General features: G+C 68.8%; 18 protein-coding genes, 2 tRNA genes and 1 pseudogene. 13 read left to right on the top strand and 8 right to left on the bottom strand.

From position 1 onward, the window contains the following. Positions 1 to 61: 61 nt before the first annotated feature. The 11 genes and pseudogenes from M8I34_RS00880 to M8I34_RS00835 form a co-directional block, all read left to right on the top strand. A complete protein-coding gene (locus tag M8I34_RS00880) occupies positions 62 to 1,285 on the top strand; it encodes a pitrilysin family protein (protein ID WP_250047271.1) in 1,224 nt (407 codons plus the stop codon). Continuing rightward, positions 1,282 to 2,589, top strand: a complete 1,308-nt coding sequence (locus M8I34_RS41560) for a pitrilysin family protein (protein ID WP_250047269.1) — start codon at positions 1,282 to 1,284, stop codon at positions 2,587 to 2,589. Before M8I34_RS00880 ends, M8I34_RS41560 begins: the two co-directional genes overlap by 4 nt. Further along, positions 2,586 to 3,566 carry an LLM class flavin-dependent oxidoreductase gene (locus tag M8I34_RS00870; protein ID WP_250047268.1) on the top strand — a complete coding sequence of 327 codons (981 nt, stop codon included), beginning with the start codon at positions 2,586 to 2,588 and terminating at the stop codon, positions 3,564 to 3,566. Before M8I34_RS41560 ends, M8I34_RS00870 begins: the two co-directional genes overlap by 4 nt. A 40-nt stretch (positions 3,567 to 3,606) precedes the next feature. Further along, entirely contained in the window at positions 3,607 to 3,729 is a 123-nt protein-coding gene (locus tag M8I34_RS41165) for a hypothetical protein (protein ID WP_284049787.1), read from the top strand. Next, a complete protein-coding gene (locus tag M8I34_RS00865; protein WP_250047266.1) occupies positions 3,726 to 4,649 on the top strand; it encodes a hypothetical protein in 924 nt (307 codons plus the stop codon). Before M8I34_RS41165 ends, M8I34_RS00865 begins: the two co-directional genes overlap by 4 nt. Before the next feature lie 25 nt (positions 4,650 to 4,674). Further along, a complete protein-coding gene (locus M8I34_RS00860) occupies positions 4,675 to 4,989 on the top strand; it encodes a hypothetical protein (protein WP_250047264.1) in 315 nt (104 codons plus the stop codon). A gap of 80 nt (positions 4,990 to 5,069) precedes the next feature. After that, positions 5,070 to 5,693 (top strand): flavoprotein, encoded by a 624-nt coding sequence (locus M8I34_RS00855; protein ID WP_250047263.1) that lies wholly within the window; start codon positions 5,070 to 5,072, stop codon positions 5,691 to 5,693. A gap of 2 nt (positions 5,694 to 5,695) precedes the next feature. Further along, positions 5,696 to 6,619 carry a phosphotransferase gene (locus tag M8I34_RS00850; protein ID WP_250047262.1) on the top strand — a complete coding sequence of 308 codons (924 nt, stop codon included), beginning with the start codon at positions 5,696 to 5,698 and terminating at the stop codon, positions 6,617 to 6,619. A gap of 15 nt (positions 6,620 to 6,634) precedes the next feature. Next, positions 6,635 to 6,946, top strand: a complete 312-nt coding sequence (locus M8I34_RS00845; RefSeq protein WP_250047258.1) for a hypothetical protein — start codon at positions 6,635 to 6,637, stop codon at positions 6,944 to 6,946. Beyond that, the gene (locus M8I34_RS00840) at positions 6,943 to 8,706 is read left to right on the top strand and encodes an ABC transporter ATP-binding protein (protein WP_308371689.1); all 1,764 of its coding nucleotides are present in this window, start codon (positions 6,943 to 6,945) and stop codon (positions 8,704 to 8,706) included. Before M8I34_RS00845 ends, M8I34_RS00840 begins: the two co-directional genes overlap by 4 nt. Before the next feature lie 750 nt (positions 8,707 to 9,456). After that, positions 9,457 to 9,661: pseudogene (locus tag M8I34_RS00835) on the top strand (IS1380 family transposase); the annotation flags it as partial. 368 nt (positions 9,662 to 10,029) lie between these two features. Here M8I34_RS00835 and M8I34_RS00830 read toward each other — a convergent pair. Next, entirely contained in the window at positions 10,030 to 10,488 is a 459-nt protein-coding gene (locus M8I34_RS00830) for an LxmA leader domain family RiPP (protein WP_250047255.1), read from the bottom strand. Between the two features lie 429 nt (positions 10,489 to 10,917). Further along, positions 10,918 to 10,990: transfer RNA gene (locus M8I34_RS00825), tRNA-Ala, on the bottom strand. Positions 10,991 to 11,117: 127 nt separating this feature from the next. Between M8I34_RS00825 and M8I34_RS00820 the strand changes: the two genes are divergently transcribed. Together M8I34_RS00820 and M8I34_RS00815 are read left to right on the top strand one after the other, a co-directional pair. Beyond that, a complete protein-coding gene (locus tag M8I34_RS00820; protein ID WP_030075693.1) occupies positions 11,118 to 11,666 on the top strand; it encodes a transcriptional regulator in 549 nt (182 codons plus the stop codon). 41 nt (positions 11,667 to 11,707) lie between these two features. Continuing rightward, complete coding sequence (locus M8I34_RS00815) at positions 11,708 to 13,237, top strand: serine/threonine-protein kinase (RefSeq protein ID WP_250047247.1); 1,530 nt, start codon at positions 11,708 to 11,710, stop codon at positions 13,235 to 13,237. Positions 13,238 to 13,304: 67 nt separating this feature from the next. On the opposite strand, the gene M8I34_RS00810 is transcribed toward M8I34_RS00815, so the two are convergent. From M8I34_RS00810 to gyrA, 6 genes are all read right to left on the bottom strand, one after another. Next, on the bottom strand, positions 13,305 to 14,693 hold the full coding sequence (locus M8I34_RS00810) for a hypothetical protein (protein WP_250047246.1): 1,389 nt from the start codon (positions 14,691 to 14,693) through the stop codon (positions 13,305 to 13,307). 23 nt (positions 14,694 to 14,716) lie between these two features. Further along, positions 14,717 to 16,645: a VWA domain-containing protein gene (locus M8I34_RS00805; protein ID WP_250047245.1), complete on the bottom strand. Its 1,929-nt coding sequence runs from the start codon at positions 16,643 to 16,645 to the stop codon at positions 14,717 to 14,719. 230 nt (positions 16,646 to 16,875) lie between these two features. Further along, positions 16,876 to 17,010, bottom strand: coding sequence for a DLW-39 family protein (locus M8I34_RS00800; protein WP_003958712.1), 135 nt, complete (start codon positions 17,008 to 17,010; stop codon positions 16,876 to 16,878). Between the two features lie 189 nt (positions 17,011 to 17,199). After that, positions 17,200 to 17,273, bottom strand: a tRNA-Ile gene (locus M8I34_RS00795). Between the two features lie 88 nt (positions 17,274 to 17,361). After that, positions 17,362 to 18,051, bottom strand: a complete 690-nt coding sequence (locus M8I34_RS00790) for a DUF3566 domain-containing protein (RefSeq protein WP_250047244.1) — start codon at positions 18,049 to 18,051, stop codon at positions 17,362 to 17,364. Between the two features lie 15 nt (positions 18,052 to 18,066). After that, positions 18,067 to 20,691 (bottom strand): DNA gyrase subunit A, encoded by a 2,625-nt coding sequence (gene gyrA, locus M8I34_RS00785; RefSeq protein ID WP_250047242.1) that lies wholly within the window; start codon positions 20,689 to 20,691, stop codon positions 18,067 to 18,069. Between the last annotated feature and the right edge of the window lie 13 nt (positions 20,692 to 20,704).

Below are 20,704 nucleotides of genomic sequence, written 5' to 3'. Positions count from 1 at the left end.
GCCCCGCTCTCCTGTGCACCGCTCAACGCTGCCCAACGGTCTCCGACTGGTCGTACAGCCCGTGGACGGCACGACGTCTGTGGGAATCGCGGTCCATTACGACGTGGGTTTTCGCTCCGAACCGTTGGGGCGCACGGGTTTTGCCCACCTTTTCGAGCATGTGATGTTCCAGGGAAGTGCCCGCGTCGGACCAGCCGATCACTTCCGCTACGTGCAGGCTGCGGGCGGTACTGCCAACGGCTCGACGCACCAGGACTACACCGACTACTACCAAGTGGTTCCGGCACAGGCACTGGAGCGCGTGCTGTTCCTGGAAGCAGACAGAATGCAAGCTCTTCGCATCACCGAGCAAACGCTGTGCACACAGCGGTCTGTGGTGAAGGAAGAGATCCGACAGACCGTCACGGACAAGCCCTACGGGGGTTTCCCGTGGACGGTTCTTCCTTCGGTTCTCTACAGCACCTTCCCAAACGCGCACAACGGTTACGGCGACTTCGACGATCTCGACGCAGCCACCGCTGCCGAATGCCGCTCCTTTTTCCACAATTACTACGCGCCCGGCAACGCGGTGGTCACCATATGCGGGGATGTCATTCCGCAGCACGCCTTCGACATGGTCGACCGATACTTCGCTGGCATTCCCGCTCGGCCGGCTCCTGCCCCTGCGGCCCTCGCGGAACCGATGCCCACCGGGCAGCGCTCGGCGGTACACACCGACCGGCACGCGACCCTGGCTGCGACAGCTATCGGTTACCGCATGCCGGATGCGGCAACGGACCTGACGGGCTACCTCGCACACATGGCCCTCAGCGAGATCCTGACCGGCCGCGACACCTCCCGGCTCAAGCACCGACTCGTCCATCGCGACGCACTCGTGACCGATATCAGCACCAGCTGCGGTCTGTTCGGCCCACTACGCGCCAGAGACCCGGAGACCTTCATCTGTGTAGCGATGCACACCCGGCAGACGCCCACCGAACGTGTGCTTGCAGCCATCGACGACCAGATAGCCGACCTGGCCACCTCGGGCCCGTCCGACCGTGAACTCGTGCAGGCCAATGCATTGACCTCGGCAGCCGTCTGGCGTGGCTTCGACGACCTCGTGACCCGCACCAGGGCTCTCGGCGCCTATGAGCTGCTGTTCCGCCGTCCGCAGCTCGTCGAAGACCTCGGGTCCTTGCTCGCCTCCGTCACCGCATCCGACGTGGCAACTGCCGCAGCCGCTCTCCAGCCTGAGCAACGAGCCGTGCTCAGCCTCGACGCCCGAGGAGGCGACGCCCGGTGAACCGCTTCGCTCCCATGCCCGAAGTAGGCCCACCCACGCCGCTGCGCCTTCCTCCGATGGCGGATACGCGTCTGCCGTCCGGACTGCGAGTGGTGGCTGCCCGCTACCCGTCCATCCCGATGGCCGAGCTGCGCCTGGCCATTCCACTGGCCCCCCGTACCTCCCACGAGGCCGCAGTCCATGAGGTGCTGGCAGCCACCCTTCTGCAGGGAACTGCGAGCCGTAGCCATCGCAGCATCGTCGAAGCCCTTGCTGTGACGGGTACCACGTTGTCTGTCGGTCGGACCTCCAGGTGGCTGGTCCTGTCCGCTTCCGGTCCCGCGAGCGCCATGCAGCCGCTGCTGACCGTCCTGTCCGACGTCCTCACCAGCGCCCGGCATAACGACGAGAGGGTCGAAGCGGCCTGCGGCCGTGCCCACAACCAAGTCCTCACCACGCGTCAGCAACCGCACGTGATGGCTTCCGAGGCGCTTCTGGGCCACCTGTACGGAGAGCTGCCCCAAATGGAGGACGTTCCGCAGGTCGCGGCACTCCGGGGTGTCACCGGCGGTGATGTCAGGGCCGCCCACCAAGCGAACGTCCGTCCCGACAGGGCTGTGCTGATAGTGGTGGGTGACATCGACCCGCACCAGGCGGTAGCCGGCGCCTGCGCAGCGCTCCAGCCATGGGCTGCGGGAGGGACGACACTTCCTGCCCCCTGCAGGCCCGTGATCAGCCGTCCCGGAACGGCGTGGATCCGTCGTCCCGGCGCGACTCAGTCCCAGATCCGGCTGATACGCCCCACTATTTCGCGCAACGACCCACAGTACGCCGCACTGACCCTGGCCAATGTGGTGTTTGGCGGGTACTTTTCCTCCCGCCTGGTCGCCGAACTACGTGAACGCCGTGGTCTGGCCTACCGTTGTGAAGCCAGCTTCCGCGACCACCTCGACCAGCTCGTCATCGCTGTCGAGGCAGATACCGCCACGGCGTCCGCGCCGCACACCCTGCAAGGCATCGAGCAGCAGTTGCGCAACATGGCGGAGCACCCTCCGAACTCTTACGAGGTCACGGCTGCGCGGCAGTACGTCACGGGAATGACGGCGCTAGCTGCATCCTCGCAACAGGCTTGGGCCGGCAGCCTTCTCCTGACGCTCACCCTCGGGCAGGAACCGGACCGCATCGCTCAATTCCTCGAGCATCTGACAGGCGTGGGGGATGACGAGGTGGCGGCTGCAGCCGCCCGATTCTACTGCCCCGACGACTACCACGGCATTGTTCTCGGCGATACCGCCGCCCTCTCGGAGACGGACATACCTCAGTGATCTCCCCGCCCACGACGAGTGTCGTTTTCCCCCTGCAAGCCACCGAGCTGTCCAAGGTCACGCTCTTCGCGCGCCTCCTGCAGGACCGCGGGTTCGGACGGCTGTGGCTGGGCCAGTCCCTCGGCATAGAAACGCATCACATCTTCGCTGCCCTCGCGGGGGCCGGCATCCACATCCCCTTCGGATCCTCCGTGGCGCTGGCACCCCTTCGGCACCCTTACGACGCAGCAATGCAGGCGCGGTCGATCGCCCAGCTGTCCGGACTGCCCTACGTCGCCGGCATCGGTCCGGGAGCCCCGGAGTTCCAACGCATGGTCCGGCCGGCGCCTCTGCCCAAGCCGGTGACGGCCACCCGCGAATACCTCAGCACCATGCGAGGTCTCCTCTCAGGGGAGACCGTGGATACCGACACCAGTGAGTACGGTACGCACACCGCTCTCACCTCGATGAGCCATCCGCACGTCGAACTGGGCATGGGAGTGCTGCGCCCTGCCATGGCCAGGGCGGCAGGGCGGGTAGCTGACGTGGCCATTACCTGGCTGACACCTCCCTCGTTCATCAGCGAGGTCATCGTCCCCGCGCTGCACGAGGGCGCCGAAACAGCGAGCCGCCCCCGACCGCGCGTGGCCACCGTCGTCCATGCCGCTGTCTCACGACCGGGGCGCGACATGGCACATGTGGCCTTCGCCGGCACCAGCTCCCACATGAGTGCCGCCCACTACACCGCCATGCTGCGTCAAGCAGGCATTCCGGCTGACCCTTCCGATCCGCAGGGTGGGGCCAAGTTGCTCGTGGACACAGGCACCTACGTCACGGGCTCCCCAGAAGAGATCGCCGAGGGGCTGAACCGCTACCGCAGCCACGGAGTGGACGAAGTCATCATCAATGTCTGCGGTGTCCTCAACGCCCACGGCCTTGGCGCGGCCATCAGGGATCTCACGGACATCCTCGCCGCTACGGATGCCCGCCATGCATGAGACCAGCGCCCATGTGGCTGTCGTTCCTCCCCATCCCGGGATGAGCATCACCACGGGCAAGGCCGACGCCACGACCGCGGCCCCCATGCTGCAGGTCACCGCTGCCGTGAAAAGCCTCCGCACCGCCCCGAGGAGCCAGGAGGACCGGGAGGGCGCAGCGTGAACACACCGGTCCTCGTTGATGCCTTCGCCACCGGCTTTCAAAAGACCCGCATCTACAGACTTTCGCCGGACACTTTTGTCTGGGACCGCCGGCCCGGTGCAGACCGCTCCACCGCAATGGAGGCCCCCGACCCGGCCACCGGTCGACTTCTGACGAGTCTGGCCCCGTCTACCGTGCAACTGAGCCTTCCCGTCGCCAAGAACGGAGGCATGCACTACACCGCCCCGGCAGCAGTGTCCGTCGCCATGCTGCTGTGGGCGGACGTATCGCCAACAGCACACACGAGACTGGCCGCAGCGCTGGAAGGTACCGGCGGACTTCTCCGGCTCATCCACACCCGTACACCCCCGCTGGACGGCCGGACCGGTCCCAGCGGGCCAGCCCGGTTGTCTTCGTGGATGGACAGCGGTGCAGGACCCCGCAGCGCTGCCACGCTGCACCGTGACCTCCGCAGAAAGCTCGGCGAAAGACGCTGGACGACAGTGCGCGATTGGTGCGAGGAGCTGACGCTACGGCGTAGTTGCGATGTCCTGCTTCACGGCGCACCCAGCACCGGATCACTCATCCCGGGCCCACAGGGCGACGACGGCGTGCTGCTCACCGGTGAGGACATCAACCGTGGCTCTGCCACCTTCGACATAGGCTGGCTGCTCGGCGAGTTCCTGGAGCTCAGGATGACGGCACAACACCACGGTGCCGCCAAGCCGTGGCTAGCCGAACTCCCCCGCGCCCTCATGGCCGGATACGGCCCAGCCGGCAGTGACACCGCGATCGGCCGCGCCGCCGTTCTGCGCATCATGACCCATGCCCACGACTTCTCAGCGTACGTGGGCTGGCATTCCGAACTCGACGTGTACGGGGCCTCTCTGCCCCGCTACATCGACAGCGACGGCCAAGCCGCCGTCGACGGCTCAGCCTGACACCGCACGAAAGGTCACCACCGCCATGCGTACCACGCGCCACCTCAACCTCGTCGTCCTGCGCGAGACCGATGACGTTCGCACGGCTCTCGAAGCAGCTCTCGCCCAAGCCGACGCCACCGATGCGCCCGGGCTGCGCCGTGCCCTGGAAGTACTGCACAGCGTCGTAGATGAGGGAGATGACGCACTCAAGATCCGCTGGGCCCGCCAGAGTCTGGAACAGGCAGGGATTCCCGCAGGCGACACCAGCACCCGTGCCATCAAGGCACTGCGCACTGCCGTGCCACACCTCGGCCTGGCCGAAGCAGTGGAACTCGTCCAGCTCGCCGCCAAGCATTGAGATGAGGCAGCACAACCTCGCGGCCGCCCCTGCCCCTCTCCGATTCCACACCGACATCCTCGCCCCCGTGGACGCACGCCATGCCTGAGACCACTCCCGCCGCTGTGCCGGCGCCTCCCGCCTTCACCGCCCGTCGCCTGCTGTACATCGGCACCGGGGCACTCAACGTGATGTTCATGCCCACCTGGCTGAACTGGCTGCGTACCTCCTACCCGGACCTGGAGATCCGCACGGTCATGACCCGCTCCGCCGAGCGGTTCGTCACCCCCCAGGCCGTCGCTCTGTTCGCCGGGCATCCGCCAGAGCGCGACGAGTGGACCGACGAGCTGGAATCCACTGCGCCGCACGTGACGATGGCCGAATGGGCCGACACGGTCATCGTGCACCCCGCCACCTTCCACTTCACCAGCCGATTCGCCCTCGGCGCCGCCGACACCCCCACCCTCCTGGCACTGCAGTGCACCAGCGCCGCCATCGGTATTGCCCCGGCGCTGCCCCCTGGAGCCGTCACTTCTTTCGCCTGGGCCCAGCACACCACCGCCCTAGCCCAGCGCCGGAACGTCACCGTGGTCGCCCCCCAGCGCGGCATCAGCGTCACCACGGGCAAGCATGATGCTTCCCCTGCTGCCCCTTTGACCGAGGTGATCGCCGCCGTCGAGGAGCTCCGCGCCCGGCTGGCGCCCGGCCACTCCGCGGAGGCCTGAGCATGACGTCCACGGTCGTCGATGAGTTCGCCACAGGTTTCCAGCGCACCATCATCTGCTTGCACCCCGACGGCACATACCAGTGGGAACGCAGTGCCGGTCCGGACCGCCCCGCCCCGCTGTCCGCCCCAAGTCTCGCTACCCGCCAAGCACTGGAACCTGTGCGCACCCCCGCCGTCAGCCTCCGAATACCTGAGGCCTCCCCCCACGCCCTGACCTACATCGCGCCGGGACCGCAATCCGTGGCCCGGCTCCTGCAGAGCCGCCTCCTGCCCCTCCAGGCCCGTTCGCTCGCCGAGTTGCTGCGGGACACCGGTGCACTGCTGCGCCGGCTGCACGCCCACGCTCCCGCTGACGCCGCCGCACACCCGGCGCCTACCGGCGTGACTCGGCTGGCACGGTGGATGGAAAACGGGACCGGCCCACGCGCCGCCGCTCTGCTCCACGCCGAGATGCTCCAGTGGCTGGGCGAGCACCGCTGGTCCCGTGTCCTGGCCTGGTGCCGGACCACGACCCGGCTCTCCCCCCACGACGTCCTCCTGCACGGCGCGGCGAGCATCGGGTCTCTGTTACCCGGCACAACACCGGGCGAGGCCGTCCTCCTCACTGGCGAAGACGTCACCCGGGGCCCGGCAACCTTCGATGTGGGGTGGCTGCTCGGCGAGTTCCTGGAACTGCGGATGCTCGCGGCGCAACGCCAGGCCGAGATGCCCTGGCTGCACGACCTTCCCGCCGCCCTCCTGTCCGGCTACGGCCGCGAGCTGGACCCGCAGGAACTGGGACGCTTCGCGGTCCTGCGCATCATGACGCACGCCCACGACTTCGCCGCCTACATGGGCTGGCACTCCGAACTCGCCGTCCACACCTCCACCTTGCCCCGCTATATCGACACCGAAGGCCGCGCCGCCCTCGACGGCACGGCCTGACGGGAGAAACCACCAATGCCTCGTACACGCCACCTGAACCTCGTCGTCCTGCACGACCTCAGCTCCGCCCGCGCCGCCATCGAAGAGGCGGCCGCTGGTGCGGACAGCAGCGAGGCCCCCGGGCTGCGCCAGGCCCTGCACATCATCGACACCGCCTCCCACAGCGACGAAGACATCAAGATTCAGTGGGCCCGGCAATACCTCGAAAAGGCACAGGTACCCGCGGGGGATACCAGCCCCCAAACGATCAAGGCCCTGCGCCAGGCCGCCCCCGAGCTTGGCCTTGCCGAAGCCGTGGAACTCGTCACGCTGGCGGCACAGCGGTGACAACGTCCCACGACACTGCACCGGACCGCACCATCAGCATCGGGGCCGACCTCCTGCATCGCAGGAGACTTCAGCTCGCGATCGCTGGCCTCCTGGCCGTCGTGGCTACCGTCGCGACCCTGGCCGTGCCCCTGGCGGTCAAGGACATCATCGTCGCGTTCGGCCAGGAGAAGTCCGTCACCCGTCCGGCCGTGCTCATGGGTGTCGCCGTCCTCGGCGGCGCCGCGGCTTCCGCCGTTTCGGGGTACCTGCTCGCTCGCATCGGTGAGCACATGATCCTGCGGGTGCGGCGCCGCATCATGGATCACACCTTGCAGCTGCCGCTGTCCACGGTCCGTTCGCACGGCACCGGGAACCTAGTATCCCGCATCACCTCCGACGCGCTGCTGCTGCGCGCCGTGGTTGATGTCGGTGTTGTCCAACTGCCCATCGCGGCCCTGACAGTGGTCTTCACTCTCGTCATCATGGCCATCCTCGACTGGGTGCTCGTCCTGATCACCGTCGTGTCCTTTGCGCTCGCCGGTGCTGCGATCGCGCTGGTCCTCATCAAGGTCCGCCGCAACGCCATCGAGCAGCAGGAAGCCATCGGCGATCTGGCCCAGCGGTTCACCGCACACCTCGCCGCCCTGTCCACCATCAAGGCCTACCGCGCAGAAGGACGTGCCGGAAAGCACCTGGGGGACACCGCCCGGCAGCTGACCGGCACCTCACTGATCGGCGCCCGCCTGCAGTCCCTGATCACCCCGACCATGAGCTTGGGGCAGCAGATTGCGCTGGTGGCCGTCATTATCGGAGGCGGGGTACGCATCTCCAACGGCTCTCTCGACACCCCTGACTTCGCCGCATTTCTGCTCTACCTTCTACAGCTCGTGGCCCCCGTCACACTCGTCGCCACAGGCGTCGGACGCCTGCAGGCCGGACTGGCCGCCCGCGGCCGCTTCAACGAACTCCTCGCCCTCGCACCCGAGAGCGATGCCGACACCCCAAGTACGACCGCGCCGCAGCCCACGGCCGCGGCCGCGGCCGTCGAATTCATCCAGGTCTCCTACGCCTACGCCGGCACGCCGGTCCTCCACCAACTTTCCTTCTCGGCCCCGCGCTCCGGCATCACCGCCATCGTCGGCCCCTCGGGCGCAGGGAAAAGCACAGCCCTGGCCCTCATCGACCGCCTCATGCACGCCGACGCCGGCCATGTGCGTGTCCTGGGCCATGACGTACAGGACTGGCCCTTGGCCGAACTGCGCGGCCGAGTCGCCTACGTCGACCAGCAGTTCACCCTGCTCGAAGGGACCGTGCGCGAAAACCTCCAGCTCGGACGCACCGAGGAGGCCAGCGAACCGGACCTGCAGGCAGCCTTGAGCGCCGTCGGGCTGCGCGAGGACATCGCGGCCCTGCCCGAGGGCCTGGACACCGAGCTGGGCAGGGAGAACGACCTCTCGGGCGGGCAGCGCCAACGGCTGGCCCTCGCCCGCGCCCTGCTCACCGACTCCGACATCGTGCTCCTCGACGAGCCCACCTCCCAGTTGGACAGCATCAACGAGAAGCGATTCCGTCATGCGGTGGATCAGCTCGCCGCGACCCGCGCGGTCCTGGTCGTCGCACACCGCCTTTCCACCGTGCAGCACGCAGACCATGTGGTAATGCTCATCAAGGGCACGGTCGCCGATGCCGGCACCCACCACCAGCTCATGGACCGCTGCACGCCCTACCGCGAGCTCGTGACCAGCCAAAGCCTCGAAGCCGCACCGACCGCCGCCTAGCTGTATTGACCCGCAGAGCGCCCGACCCCAGCGGAGCCGTCGTCATCGAAGCTCACAACCCCGCCGTGGTACACAGCACGCACCAGGACAGGAACCGCGAATCCCTGGTTCGAACACGGCAAACCGGCCCGGCTGACCTCGTACGACGAGATTGACGCCTACGCCCGCAACGCGGGCCTCACACCGGATACCCGGTGCGGCAACTGGCAGGGCGCAGAGTTCACCGATGCCCATCCCATGAGCATCTCCGTGTACCGGAGGCAGCTCTTGCCCGTCCGGCGCGCACAACGTCCCGCTCTCGTCCGGTCAATGCCGTATTGCGCCGCTCTCGTCAATCAGTCCTGCTCGCCTCCGGGGACAGGAAAGAAGTAACAACGGCTCCTCCCGGCCGCCCCTGCACGCAGAACCACTCGTCTCCGGCGCCGGCCGGGCAACCGGCGGTGCTCCGCTTTGCGCTGTCGGCAAGACCATCCGACTCGGCAAGCAAGCACATCGCTCAAGGCCGGCAGCGGTGCCTCCCGTCTTCCCCCTGACGGGGGCGCGCCGCTGCTGCTGCGAGCAACCCGGAACCCGGGGAGCCCGCAACAGGCCACGTTCCATCCCGACACCGGACTGGCTGCACTCCGTTACAGCCCTCACGATCCTGCTGAATCTCGGGCTCGTCCCCGCCCCGGGCGGGGCCCGCCTGGTCGGCCCTCTCGCCGCCGCGGGCTCGAACCCGGCGGGCAGAGCCGTGACGCTGCCTTGCTCGTCCCACTCGCCCTCGATCTGCTGGTCTGGGTGCCGATGCTGGCCCTCACCGGCCCCGCCCGGCTGTGGGACCCCGCCGCCTGCGGCTGCTCTCCGCCGCCACCCAATGCGTCACCACAGGACGGCGCCGCGTCCTCCCCCTGGCGGCACACTGGCCCTGGACCAATGTGATCGCCGCTGCCTGCAACGGCTCGCGGCCCTGCCCGGCTCACCAGCGTCTTCCCATCCCTGCGAGCAGTCCACCCGCCCGGAACCGCGCAACCCGGCGCCCACTCGACGCGACAGCCGGCCCGCTGACGTACCCACCATCAGGCCGAACAGCCGAAACGGCCCGCCAGAGAAGCCGACGGGCCGCTACGAAACATTGACGCTAAATGAACCCCACACCCCAGAATTTGGAATGAAACCCTGCCACAGCGCGGGGCCCCGGTCCCGGCCTCGCCATACCCCGGGAACCACTACAGTGACGCAAAACAACCAGCAATTGCGTGATCGGCGTCCTCCGCACCCGCACCTCACACCATCGGAGCAGATCCACATTTACTCGTCGAGCGCCGCGGCACAGGAGCGCTTTCAGCAGCCCTTGTCGTAGGTGAGAGCGATGGAACCGGCGACGCTGGTAAGGCACACGTGCGACGACGTCGTGACCGTCGGCGTGGTGGCAGGGCTCTGGCCCTCTGCAGACGCACCGAAGTCGGCAGCGTCGGTGTAGGCGGTATACCCGGCAATGAGCTGGTCGGCGTTCTCCATCGGAGATCCTTTCGCCTTGTCCAATTGATAGTGACCGGAAGACGAGTGTTCCGGCGTTTGAAATTTCACCACGCTGAGAACGGTCACAGTGAAAGAGAGGAACGAGTTTCTTGCCCTCATTCGCATCTGACCTGTGGCTTCTTGTGGAATCGGCAAGTAACAACGCTCGTCGTTCGCCCGGCTGGTACGAGTCGTCACTGACAATGGTTCGCTCACGGACGAGGAATTCGTCTCACTGGCGGTGCTGCCGGCGGCCGGCCACGAGACCACCACCAACTTCATCTCCGCCCTGGCGCTCCTCCAACACCCAGCCTCGCCGGCTCCACGGTACGAACCGAAGAACCGGACGCTGCGAGTGGGCTGCGGCGCAGGAGTTCCCGAAGATCAGCGCGATCGGCCGGATCGCCGCCTCCATCTCCCAGGCCAGCCGACCCGGATATGCGCCGGAGCCCACGGGCTGGCGATCACGAAGTGCGCCAGCGACTGCGGTTCCCGTCCTCCCGGGGCTGGGAGGTCATCGGCTCGACCGACTTGTGCAGCGCCCCGGCACAGCCGCCGAGCACCCGGAGATCCACGGGGGAGCCGGGGCCCCTACAAACCCCCGAAAAATCGGCCATAAGGACCCCCGCCAGTATCGCCATGTCAACACGAGAAATCCGAAAAAAAGACCCCTCTAACCGCGTTTCCGCAGGTCAGAGGGGTCTGATCACGTGGAGCCTAGGGGAGTCGAACCCCTGACATCTGCCATGCAAAGACAGCGCTCTACCAACTGAGCTAAGGCCCCTTCGCCGACCAGGGTACCCGGTGTCCGGCCGCTTTCCCGACCGGGTATCGCCGCGCACCGTCGCTCTCCGTAGGATGCTTCGCGAGATTCGCGGCAGCGAAGCGACCGGGGAGACAGGGGAGACGGTATGGACGCAGCACAGCAGGAAGCCACCGCACGGGCCCGGGAACTTCAGCGCAGTTGGTACGGAGAGCCTCTGGGTGCGCTGTTCCGCCGTCTCATCGACGATCTCGGTCTCAACCAGGCCCGGCTCGCCGCTGTGCTCGGTCTGTCGGCCCCGATGCTGTCGCAGCTGATGAGCGGCCAGCGCGCGAAGATAGGCAACCCGGCCGTGGTGCAGCGGGTGCAGGCGCTGCAAGATCTGGCCGGCCAGGTCGCCGACGGCAGCGTCAGCGCCGGCGAGGCCACCGACCGCATGGAGGAGATCAAGAAGACGGCGGGGGGATCGGTGCTCAACAACACCGCACAGCAGACGTCGTCGACGGGGGCGACCACGGTGCGGCGCGTGGTGCGGGAGATCCAGTCGCTGCTGCGGTCGGTCTCCGACGCCGGGGACATCATCGATGCGGCGAACACCCTCGCCCCCGCTCACCCCGAACTGGCAGAGTTCCTCCGGGTCTACGGTGCCGGTCGGACCGCGGACGCGGTCGCCCACTACGAGGCGCACCAGAGTTAGCCACAGGGGACGTTGCGAGTTCAGAAGGCGGACGGGGCGCAATGGGTGAGATCTTCGCCGGTCGGTATGAACTGATCGACCCGATCGGACGGGGTGGGGTGGGCGCGGTCTGGCGCGCCTGGGACGCCCGGCGCCGCCGCTACGTTGCCGCCAAGGTGCTGCAACAGAGCGACGCGCACACACTGCTGCGCTTCGTCCGTGAACAGGCCCTGCGGATCGACCATCCGCATGTGCTGGCCCCGGCGAGCTGGGCCGCGGACGACGACAAGGTGCTGTTCACCATGGATCTGGTGAACGGCGGCTCGCTGGCGCATCTGATCGGGGATTACGGCCCGCTGCCGCCGCGGTTCGTGTGCCTTCTGCTGGACCAGCTGCTGGCCGGGCTGACCGCGGTGCACGCGGAGGGCGTGGTGCACCGGGACATCAAGCCGGCGAACATCCTGCTGGAGGCCACCGGTACCGGCCGGCCGCATCTGCGGCTGTCGGACTTCGGCATCGCGATGCGCAAGGGTGAACCGCGGCTGACCGAGACCAACCTCGTGGTGGGCACGCCCGGTTACTTCGCACCGGAGCAGCTGCTGGGCGCCGAACCGGACTTCCCCGCGGACCTGTTCGCGGTCGGCCTGGTCGCGCTCTATCTGATCACCGGCACCAAACCGGACGCCGACGGCCTGATCCAGCACTTCTCCCGGCACGGCATCCCGAACGCGCCCGAGGGGGTGCCGGAGCCGCTGTGGCAGGTGCTGGCGTCCTTGGTGCACCCCGACCCGGAAGCCCGGTTCAGGACGGCCACGGGGGCGCGCAAGGCCGTCATCGCGACGGTGGAGTTGCTGCCGGACGCGACGATCGAGGAAGAGATCGTCGAAGTCTTCGACCACATAGGCCCGCTGCCGGCCGGCTTCGGGCCCGACGGCCCGCTGCGTACCAAGGATGCCGACGGCCCCGCGACGGCCGGCGCCACCGCAGGCACGGCGACCACCGGGCACCTCTCCATGTCGGACACCGGCAGCTTCCAGCTCGCGCCGCCGGAGCCGAGCATCGCGTCAGGGCCGGGCACCTCGTCGGGACCGGGCACCTCGGCGACGCCCCCGCCGATGCCGGTGCCGGACGGTTCGGCTGCCGGCCAGGGCGGTTCGCTCACGGGGTACGGCGATAGGCCCACGGGCCATGGTGACGGGCCCGCCGGGTACGGGGGTACGCCCACGGGGCACGGCGGTTCACCCACGGGGCACGGCGGTTCACCCACCGGACACGGGAGTTCGCCCACCGGACACGGCACGCCGGGCGGACCCGACACCACGTCCGGCCGGCGCCCGATGCCTCCCCCGCCCCCGGCGCCCTCGTACGAGCCCACGGCCGCCGTCCACCCGGAGCCCGCGACCCGCCCCTATACGGCGGGCCCGCTCCCGGTGCCCGGACCGGCCCTGGGCGGCCCCCCTGCCGTCGCCCAGGCCGCGGCGCGGCCCGTCCCGTACAGGAAGCCGGGACCGCCCGCGAAGGTCGCGATCCCGGTGCTGATCGTGGCGTTGCTGTGCATCGCGGTCGGGGTCTGGGCACTGGTGACCGCCTGAGCGGCCGCCTGAGGGGGCGCCGTGGGGCGCACCACCAGTCGGGCCCACCCGAGCCCTCGGACGCCCGCTACCAGCCCTGTGGCCGCTCGAACTGCCCGTTGGGCTGAGCCTGTTGAGTCGTCTGTGTCGACTGTCCCGGCAGGGAGGGCTGACCGCCCGGCCCGCCCGCCGCGACCGGCCCGGCCGGCGCACCCGCCGCAACGGCCGGGGACCGCCGCGCCATCAGCGTCCACGCCCCCAGCCCCGCCAGCAGCACCACCCCCGTGCCGATGCCGGCGTAGGCCACCGTCATCAGGGTGCCGCTCTTCGCCGCCTCCTGCGCGGTCCGGCCCTCGTGCGCCGTCTCCCGGTCCTCGGGCGTGACGGAGAAGGTGTCGGTCGGCGCGGCGTAGCCGGGCCCCTCCTCGGCGGCGCCACGGACATCCACCCGGAGGGTCAGCTCCGCGCCCTTGGGGAAGTACTTCGCGGCATCGGGGTGCAGGCTGACCTCGATGTAGTACCAGCCCGCGAACCGCATCGCCCCGACCGAGTCGGCCGCGTTGAAGCGGTTGCCGTAGTCGACGGGCGCGGTGAACTGCTTCGCCGCGGCCGGCTTCCCCGTGTACGGGACGAAGCTGACGTGGCCGACCGCACCGCGCGCCGGATTGTAGACACCCAGCCCGAGCACCCTGGTGACGAACCCGGATGCCCCGGAGGACGCGTTCGGCAGCTCCGCGCTCAGGTTGAGCCGCTGTCCCCAGTCCACCGGTACGCGGTAGAACCGGGTCTCGCCCGGCGTGATCCGGTCCTTCCACACCCCGGTGTCGACCGACCCCGCGTCGTTGAAACCGGTGCCGCCCTTGGCGCTGCGCTTGGTGGCGTCCGTGCGCGGGGCCGGCGTGGTGGTGCTCCAGCTGCCCTGGCCCGGCTGGGCGGGGGTGTTGCCCTTGAGCGGGGGCTCGTCGAGGTAGTTCAGTTCGAGCGGCCAGGAGTCGGGGCCGGAGGTCGCCGAACCCTCGCGAGTGATCACCAGGTAGTACGGGCCGGCCTTCTGGCACTCCGTCCGGTCCGCGCCGATGCGACGGGTGGCGTAGTCGGCCAGCGGATACGCCATGCCGCCGCCGTTGAAGGTCGGGCTGGCTCCCGTGCCGCAGGTCGTACCGTCGCTGTCCTGGACGCTGATGGTCAGCTTGTCGCCGTAGTCCTCGACCTTGGTGCCGGGCTTGGGCGCCGCGACGGCCGAGAAGTACGCGCTGGTCCTGTCGTCCAGGGTGACGGCGTAGTGCTTCTGCTCGCCGCGCTTGATGGAGTCGGTGTGCAGTCCGGGCTCGAGCTGCGGCGCATCCGCGGTGCTGGCGGCGCCCTTGACCGCCGTGGCGCCGTCCCCCGTCCGGTAGCCGGGTATGGACTCGGCCGAGGCCACGCCCACCGTCCCCGGCAGAATCGCCACCACGGCGAGCGCCGCCAGTACGGCCATGCCCCTGTTCGTCGTGCGCCCCGTCACCACGAGCCACCCCTCATCGGATCGGAATTCCCGGCGCCGGCCTGCGGCTTCCTGCGAGCCCGCCCGTAGGCCACCGCGAGACCGGCCAGCAGCAGTACGCCCACTCCACCGATGGCGACGGCCACCACACGTCCTGTGGACCATCCTCCACCGCCATCGGGCGTGCCGTCCGCCGAGCGCCCGGAATCGCCCGGGGAGACCTCGGCCCGGACGGCGGACGCCCCGGCCTGCGGGCCGCTCTTCTCCTGGCCCAGCACCGCGATCCGCAGCACCACACCGATCTGCGGGTGCTGCGCGATCTCGGCGGCCTTGGCCCCCAGCGTCACCGCGAGGTAGAAGTCGCCGTTGCGGTGCACGGGGACGACATCGGGGTGCGTCTCGTAGCGATTGGTCCAGGCGACTGGGACCGTCCCCATGCTGAGCGACGCCGGCCGCCCGCTGTAGGACACCTGAGGACTGAACTGGCCGGTACCGCTGCCGACCGGCGCGCGGAACGGTGTGTAGACCTGGGTGCCGCCGTAGGACGTATGCGCGCTGTAGCCCTTGACCGTCGGCTCGTTGGCGAACTCCACGTCGTAGCGCAGTTGCTGACCCCAGCCGACCGGCACCTTGTACCAAAGGGTCTGCGCCGGCAGGACCTTGTCCCGCCAGACGCCCTGGTGCAGCGTACGGGCGTCATTGAAGCCGGTGCCGCCGGTGACGTCCTGGGGCGCGGTGGTGGGCAGCGAGGCGTCCTTGCCGCCCGCGCCGTACTCCGGCTCCGACTGTGCGGGCGTGATGCCCTTCTTCAGCGGATGTTCCACGTGAAACGTCAGCTCCATCGGCCACCGGGCGGTGTCCGACCCCTTGGCGGCCTTGCGCTCGACGACCAGCCAGTACCGCCCGGCCTTGTCACATCCGCCGTTGCCACCCTGCGTGGGGATACGGCTGACGCCCGAGGTCAGCGGTGTCGCACCCTCGTGCTGCCCGAACCTCTCGGAGGTGGAATCACAGGAGCCGGCGGTGCCGTACGCGATCCGGGTGCGCAGCATGTCGAGGGAGTCGACGGCCGCGCCGGTCTGGGGCACCACGGTCGCCGAGAAGTCGGCCGTCGAGACGGCATCCAGGCCGGCGGCGTAGTACCGCTCCTCGTTGGGCCCGATGGTGTCCAGATACTGCCCGGGGGCGATGCCGGGTGCACCGCCTGGGGTCGTCGTCCCGCGGATCTGCTTGCCCTTGAAGCGGTAGCCGCCCGCGGAGAGTTGGCCGGCCCGCTGGAGCTGGCGGGCGAGCGCCCTGGCGTCCGGGGCGTCGTAGTACCGCCCGTTTCCGGCCTTCGCGATGCACTCCAGCTGTGCGCGGGCCCTGCCCGCCACCTGGAAGCCGATGGCATCGATGTGCAGACCGACGCCGGACGCGGCGAGTTGGGCGGCCACCTTGCAGGGCGGCGGCGCCTGGCAGTTGTCCTCGCCGTCGGAGATCAGCAGGATCGTGCGCTTGCCGGTCGCTCCGCCGGCGGGCCGGGGAAGGTCACCGGCCGCCTTGCGCAGGGAGAGCCCGATGGGGGTGTCGCCCTTGGGCCGGACGCCCGCGACGGCCCGCTTGAGGCCCGCCCGGTCGAGGGCGCCGACCGGCTGGGCGAGCCGGGTGTCGTCACAGCCCTTGGCCTTGTCGGCACCGTAGACCCGCAGGCCGGTGGGGTAGCCGTCGGGCAGGGCGTCGGCGACCGTGCCGACGGCCTTACGGGCGGAAGCGATCCGGGTGCTGCCGGAGCCGTCGTCCCCGGCCATCGAGCCGGACGAGTCGAGCACCATCACCATCCCGGTGCCCTCGGCGGCCTGGGCCCGGGCCGGTGTGGTCGCGGTGGCCTGAAGTGGCCCGACGGTCAGGGCCAGCAACAGCCCCCCGAGCAACGCCACCGCCCCTCTGCACGGTCGTTGTGCCATGTCCTGGTTCCCCCTGTGCCCTGCCGGTCACCTCAGAATTTGCTACCGCAATCTACTGATGTGCGATAGCAAACTCAAGAGGGCTGCCGTCACGGTCCTGCAACGAGATCCAGCCACCCTGACACGACCTGCGGCACCCCGGAACCGGACCGCCCCGCCCGCCCCCGGACGCACGAAACCCCGATCACCCAGGGGCAATCGGGGTCCGTACGAACGAACTGTGGGGGGTATCAGACACCCGAACCTGCGGGCACGGAGTCGGTCGCCTCCGTCCACAGATCCTGCTCGGCGCGATCCGCCTGGATCTGGCGGTACACGAGGAGCCCGCCGATGGCGGCCAGTGCGACCAGGAGAAGCTTCTTCACCGCGCGACCTCGTCTTTCGTTGACGTAGGGGACCTATGTCGGCCGATGATACACACCGGCCGATACCGATCGGTTACCTAGCTCGCAGTCGGCAACACCTCGTCCGAGGCATGGCCCGCGAGCCAACTTCCGCCTCCGTACAACGAATCGGCCCGGCCGGGGAGTTCCCCGGCCGGGCCGATGGTGCGGTGCGGCTACCAGGACTTGAACCTGGGGCCTCTTCCTTATCAGGGAAGCGCTCTAACCGTCTGAGCTATAGCCGCGCGTTCGCTGCACCGAAAGATTAGCGCACTTCAGAGGCGTTCCCAAAATCGGTTCCGGGGGCCTCCCGAACGCCCTCCCGTGAGGAGGTCACTCGTCCTCGGCGAGGGTGAGCTCCACACCTCCGACGAAGCCCGCCGACAGGTTGTAGATGAAGGCGCCGAGCGTGGCCAGCGCGGTCGCCAGCACCACGTCGATCACCGCGATGATCGAGGTGAACAGCAGTACCCGCGGCAGCGAGAGGAACGACTGGAGATCGAATCCGGCCCCGTCACTGGAGCCGGTGGCCTCGCTGATCGTCCCGCCGACCGTGGAGAAGACGCCCATCGCGTTCATGACCATCCACAGCACCGCGGCGGCCACGACCGTGCAGATGCCCAGCGCGATGGAGAGCAGAAAGCTGACCTTCATGACCGACCACGGATCGGCGCGTGCCACCCGCAGGCGGGCCTTGCGGGTCCGCGGGGCCGTACTGGCGCCCGTACGCGGCCGGCGCACCGCCTGCCCGCCGCTCTGCCCACCACCGGCGGGATACGCCTGAGGCGGCTGATACGGCTGCTGAGAGCCGCTCTCGGCCTGCCCCTGGGACTGTTGCCGGGGCTGCGGCTGCGGCTGACGGGTATCGGTCACGGGTCCCCCCTGGTGCGAGCCCTCGTCTCGGGGGCCGGTGTCAGAAACAGCGGAGCCACGGGCGCTGTCATCCGTCACGGTTGCGGGTCCGGACGGGGAATCCTTCCCGGCTCCCGGTCCACCCGCTGTAGCGCCCGTGGCTCCACTCACGACCTACTCCTCGTGCTACTCCGCCGCGGGCTGCTCGCCCTCGGTCTCCGTGGGCACGGTCCCCTCGGCCGCTTCGGTCTCGTCGGGCGTCTCGCCCCCGTCGACCTCTTCGGCTTCACGACCGGCCTCGGCGTTCCATGCGATGCCGACGACGGCATCACGCTTGCCCAGGTTGATCAGTTGGACGCCCATGGTGTCACGGCCGGTCTCCCGCACCTCGTTGACCCGCGTACGGATCACGCCACCGCCGAGCGTCACCGCGAGGATCTCGTCGGTCTCCTCGACGACCAGCGCGCCGACCAGCGAACCCCGGTCCTCCACGATCTTGGCGGCCTTGATGCCCAGACCGCCGCGGCCCTGGACGCGGTACTCGTCGACCGCGGTGCGCTTGGCGTAGCCGCCGTCCGTGGCGGTGAAGACGTAGGTGTTGGCGCGAACCACGTTCATCGAGAGCAGCTCATCGCCCTCGCGGAAGCTCATGCCCTTCACACCGGAGGTCGCCCGGCCCATCGGGCGCAGCGCATCGTCGGTCGCCGTGAAGCGGATCGACTGGGCCTTCTTGCTGATCAGCAGCAGGTCGTCGGTCTCCGACACCAGCTCGGCGCCGATCAGCTCGTCGTCCGTGCCGTCCTCCTGCTCGCGCAGGTTGATCGCGATGACACCACCGGAGCGCGGCGAGTCGTAGTCCTTGAGCGGCGTCTTCTTCACCAGGCCGGCCTTGGTGGCGAGCACCAGGTACGGCATGGCCTCGTAGTCGCGGATCGCCAGGATCTGCGCGATCTGCTCGTCCGGCTGGAAGGCGAGGAGATTGGCCACATGCTGCCCTCGCGCGTCCCGCCCCGCGTCGGGGAGTTCGTACGCCTTGGCGCGGTAGACCCGGCCCTTGTTCGTGAAGAACAGCAGCCAGTGGTGGGTCGTGGAGACGAAGAAGTGGTCGACGATGTCGTCTTCCTTGAGCTTCGTGCCCCGTACGCCCTTGCCGCCGCGCTTCTGCGAGCGGTAGTCGTCGGTCTTCGTCCGCTTCACATAGCCGCCACGGGAGATCGTGACGACGATGTCCTCCTCGGCGATCAGGTCCTCGATGGACATGTCGCCCTCGAAGGGCACCAGCTTGCTGCGCCGGTCGTCGCCGAACTTCTCGACGATCGCGGCGAGTTCCTCGCTGATGATCTGGCGCTGCCGCTCCGGGGAGGCCAGGATCGCGTTGTACTCGCTGATCTTGCGCTGAAGCTCGTCGTGCTCGGCTGTGATCTTCTGGCGCTCCAGGGCGGCCAGCCGGCGCAGCTGCATCTCCAGGATCGCGTTCGCCTGGATCTCGTCGATCGTCAGCAGGCCCATCAGGCCCTCGCGCGCCACGTCGACCGTCTCACTGCGCCGGATCAGCGCGATGACCTCGTCGATGGCGTCCAGCGCCTTGAGCAGACCGCGCAGGATGTGCGCCCGCTCCTCGGCCTTGCGCAGCCGGAACTTCGTCCGGCGGACGATGACCTCGATCTGGTGCGTCACCCAGTTGCGGATGAACGCGTCCAGGGAGAGCGTGCGCGGCACCCCGTCGACCAGCGCCAGCATGTTCGCGCCGAAGTTGGTCTGGAGATCGGTGTGCTTGTAGAGGTTGTTGAGGACGACCTTGGCGACCGCGTCCCGCTTGAGGACGATGACCAGGCGCTGGCCCGTACGCGAGGAGGTCTCGTCGCGGACGTCCGCGATGCCGCCGACCTTGCCGTCCTTCACCAGGTCGGCGATCTTCTGCGCGAGGTTGTCCGGGTTGACCTGGTACGGCAGCTCGGTGACCACCAGGCACTGGCGGTTCTGGATCTCCTCGACCGCCACCACCGCGCGCATCGTGATCGAGCCGCGGCCCGTGCGGTAGGCCTCCTCGATGCCCTTGCGGCCCACGACCAGGGCACCCGTGGGGAAGTCGGGGCCCTTGATGCGCTCGATGAGCGCCTCCAGCAGCTCCTCGTTGGAGGCCTCGGGGTGCTCCAGCGCCCACTGGGCACCGGACGCGACCTCGCGCAGGTTGTGCGGCGGGATGTTCGTCGCCATACCGACCGCGATACCGGCCGAGCCGTTGATCAGCAGGTTGGGGAAGCGCGCCGGCAGGACCGTCGGCTCCTGGTTACGGCCGTCGTAGTTGTCCTGGAAGTCGACGGTCTCCTCGTCGATGTCCCGGAGCATCTCCATGGACAGCGACTTCATCTTGCACTCGGTGTACCGCATGGCCGCCGCCGGGTCGTTGCCCGGGGAGCCGAAGTTGCCGTTGGAGTCCACCAGCGGCATCCGCATCGACCACGGCTGCGCCAGACGCACCAGGGCGTCGTAGATCGAGGAGTCGCCGTGGGGGTGGTACGTACCCATGACGTCGCCGACGACGCGGGCACACTTGTAGAAGCCCTTCTCGGGGCGGTAGCCGCCGTCGTACATCGCGTACAGCACGCGGCGGTGCACCGGCTTGAGGCCGTCCCGCACATCGGGCAGCGCACGCGAGACGATGACGGACATCGCGTAGTCGAGGTAGGAGCGCTGCATCTCCGTTTCGAGCCCGACGGGCTCGACGCGCATCCCCACGCCTTCGATGGCGGCAGGGGCGCCCTCGGCGGTCACGCCGTCCGGGGTCACAGGGGGGTTCTCGTCGGCCATGCTGGTTCAAAGT

Origin of the sequence: Streptomyces sp. MCA2 (genome assembly GCF_023544705.1) — a bacterium.
GTDB lineage: Bacteria > Actinomycetota > Actinomycetes > Streptomycetales > Streptomycetaceae > Streptomyces > Streptomyces decoyicus.
Note: the sequence above shows the minus strand (reverse complement) of the source record. Positions and strands in the feature narration are given on the sequence as shown.